Raw genomic sequence first — 2,616 nt, 5'->3', positions numbered from 1 at the left:
GCCCTGAGCACCGGTATCACCCTGCGTGCCCTGAGCACCGGTATCACCCTGGAACCCCTGGGTGCCCTGAGCACCGGTGTCACCCTGCGTGCCCTGCGGGCCGGTATCACCCTGGAACCCCTGGGTGCCCTGAGCACCGGTATCACCCTGCGTGCCCTGGGCACCGGTGTCACCCTGCGTGCCCTGGGCACCGGTGTCACCCTGCGTGCCCTGCGGGCCGGTGTCACCCTGCGTGCCCTGCGGGCCGGTGTCACCCTGGTCGCCCTGAGCTCCCGCATCACCCTGGGCGCCTTGGCTGCCCTGAGGGCCCTGCGGACCTTGGTGGTCATGGTGCTTGCCGCTTCCGCAAAAAGCCCCTCCTATTTCGTCCCAGTCATCATTGGGAATCGGCCACGGGTGGAGATCGGAATCGACGCTTAGTGCGCCATTCGGGCCTGGCAGCGCGAGAGGGCAATCGACACCGGGCTTCTCGCTCGCAGCGGCCAGAGCGGTCGTCGACGAGGCGAAGTTGACGACCAGGCCAAATGCTCCCGCAGCCGAAAACATGGCGGCGGCCTGGACCCATGATCTACGAAGTGACTGACGTTTCATCGCTGAACCCTCCTGCGGAGCTGGAAGCCAGTGCGCGGTCATGCATCGAATTCATTGGTGCGCAGTGCAGTGCTGTACCGCGCGCTGACACCGGAGAGTCACACGACGGCGTGGGGGGCGTACTCGTACTGCAGTTATGCCGAATACAGCCTGCGCCGTCCCGGAATATCGCCGTACTTCATTCCGTTGGCGTACTGGTTGTCCGGGCGGAATGACTGCCGGTCGGAATACGAGGCGTGGCAGAGGCCAGCGGCGTCACGGCGGAGGTGGCCACTACCTGTCCGGCAAGTCGCTGTGCGCCAGGCACACCTCGTGCGAGGGCAGCAGCGCCCTCTCCGCCATCTCGGCCGGGTATGGTGCTGCCGCGTCCCTGCCGGAGAGCAGCGGTGCGTCGGCCGGCCACTCGATGCCCAGGTTTGGATCGAGCGGTACACGCGCATTCCTTGAAGAAGCGGCGGGGGCGGGTGGGAGGGCCGGCGGCCTCCCGGAGAGCAGAGCAGGCACGGCGCTGGTGATCATGTGGTTGTCGAGACCCATGAGAGGACGTTCCGGTTGAAGACGAGATAGTTCATGGGTTGTGCCAGTTATGGGCGTTTCTCTGGTCGCTCGTTTCGCGAGGTTGGAGATCATCGCGAGGCGGATCATGCTCTCGGAGTGAGCGGGTTTGGTCTCGTAGTCCCGGGCGAGGCGACGGTGCATCATGATCCAACCGAAACTTCGCTCCACTACCCACCTTCGCGGAATCACGGAAACCCTTTGACCTGGGCGTTCCTGGGGACGACGTCGACATCGATACCGAGGGCGGCGCCGTGCTCGATGGCCTGGGTCTTGTAGCCGGTGTCGACCCATGCCTTGGTGATCGTGGGGTGGTCGGCGGCGATCCGGGTGAGGAGCTGTTTGCCGGCCTCGTTGTCGGAGACGCTGGCTGCGGTCACGATGACCAGCAGTAACAGGCCGAGAGTGTCGACGACGATGCTGCGTTTGCGGCCCACGATCTTCTTGCCGGCGTCGGTGCCCTGGGTGTCGGTGGGGACGCTGGTGGCGGTCTTCACGCTCTGTGCGTCGAGAACGCAGGCGGTGGGCTCGGCGGTGCGTCCTGCCTGCTCACGGACCATTCGGTGCAGGCGGACGCCGAGTTTCTCGATGGTGCCGTCGGCGGTCCATGCGCTGAAGTAGCTGAACACGGTGGTGTGTGGCGGGAAGTCGTGCGGCAGGTAGCGCCACGGGACTCCGGTCCGGTTGAGGAAGAGGATCGCGTTCATTACTTCTCGCAGGTCAGTGACCTTGCCGCCGAGGTTGAGCGAGGTCTTCTGTCGCTCGGCCCGCCAGGCCGTCAAGGTCTGCTCGATCAACTCCCAGCGGGCGTCGGACAGATCACTCAGGTACGGCTTGCGCTGCTGCGAAGTGGCCATGGGGATACTCATGCACGGGGCTCCCGGTCGGGCATATCGCTCGATCGGGCGAGGCAAAAGCCAAATTCAGGTGCTTATTCGAACCGGACAGGAGCTCTCGGCACTAACTAGGGTGAAACGCTAGATCAGGTGCGTCGCGACCGAAGAGACATACCGCCTGTTCAGCCTGTACACACTGAGCTTCTTCGAGCTGGCCACCGATCAGGTGACGGTCCACGAAGCACAACGAGCGAGGCCCCGAGCCGTTGATCGAGATGTCTGACGTCTCAACCACGCTGCTCGGGGCCTCGTTGGTCATCTAGCCTGCCGCACTCGACCTGCCCCATGCGCTCGTGGAGTGAGTCTCATGCTCATCGTCACCCGGGAGGGTGACCGGCGCTGCAAGCTCCGCCCGTCCCAGCGCGCGATGGTGGCACTGGTGTACCTGCGCGAACACACGACCCTGGCGAAGATCGCTGCCGGGTTCGGGATCAGCGAGTCCACCGCCCACGCCTACACCAGCGCGGTCGTCCACCTGCTCGCCGAACGTGCGCCGGATCTGCTGAAGGTCCCGCGCGAGGCCGATGCGGACTTCGTCCTGCTGGACGGCACGCTCGCCGAGTGCGACCGGGTC

The 2,616-nt window shown here is 65.2% G+C and carries 2 protein-coding genes and 2 pseudogenes; 2 read left to right on the top strand and 2 right to left on the bottom strand.

Annotated elements, in window-relative coordinates:
- Positions 1-420 (top strand): hypothetical protein (locus IEY89_RS41425; protein WP_229695739.1); only part of this gene is annotated, 420 nt, incomplete at its 5' end.
- Positions 421-864: 444 nt separating this feature from the next.
- On the opposite strand, the gene IEY89_RS41800 is transcribed toward IEY89_RS41425, so the two are convergent.
- Positions 865-1,128 (bottom strand): hypothetical protein, encoded by a 264-nt coding sequence (locus IEY89_RS41800; protein ID WP_189152427.1) that lies wholly within the window; start codon positions 1,126-1,128, stop codon positions 865-867.
- A gap of 45 nt (positions 1,129-1,173) precedes the next feature.
- Positions 1,174-2,003 (bottom strand): annotated as a pseudogene (locus IEY89_RS39980) (IS5 family transposase); the annotation flags it as partial.
- A 317-nt stretch (positions 2,004-2,320) separates the two neighbouring features.
- Between IEY89_RS39980 and IEY89_RS39975 the strand changes: the two are divergent.
- Positions 2,321-2,616 (top strand): annotated as a pseudogene (locus tag IEY89_RS39975) (helix-turn-helix domain-containing protein); the annotation flags it as partial.

This window comes from Streptomyces lacrimifluminis, from assembly GCF_014646095.1.
Classification (GTDB): Bacteria; Actinomycetota; Actinomycetes; order Streptomycetales; family Streptomycetaceae; genus Streptomyces; species Streptomyces lacrimifluminis.
Note: the sequence above shows the minus strand (reverse complement) of the source record. Positions and strands in the feature narration are given on the sequence as shown.

What these genes read in the sequence shown, in the direction of transcription:
- IEY89_RS41800 (WP_189152427.1), bottom strand. Translation starts at nt 1,128, where the DNA reads ATGGGTCTCGACAACCACATGATCACCAGCGCCGTGCCTGCTCTGCTC.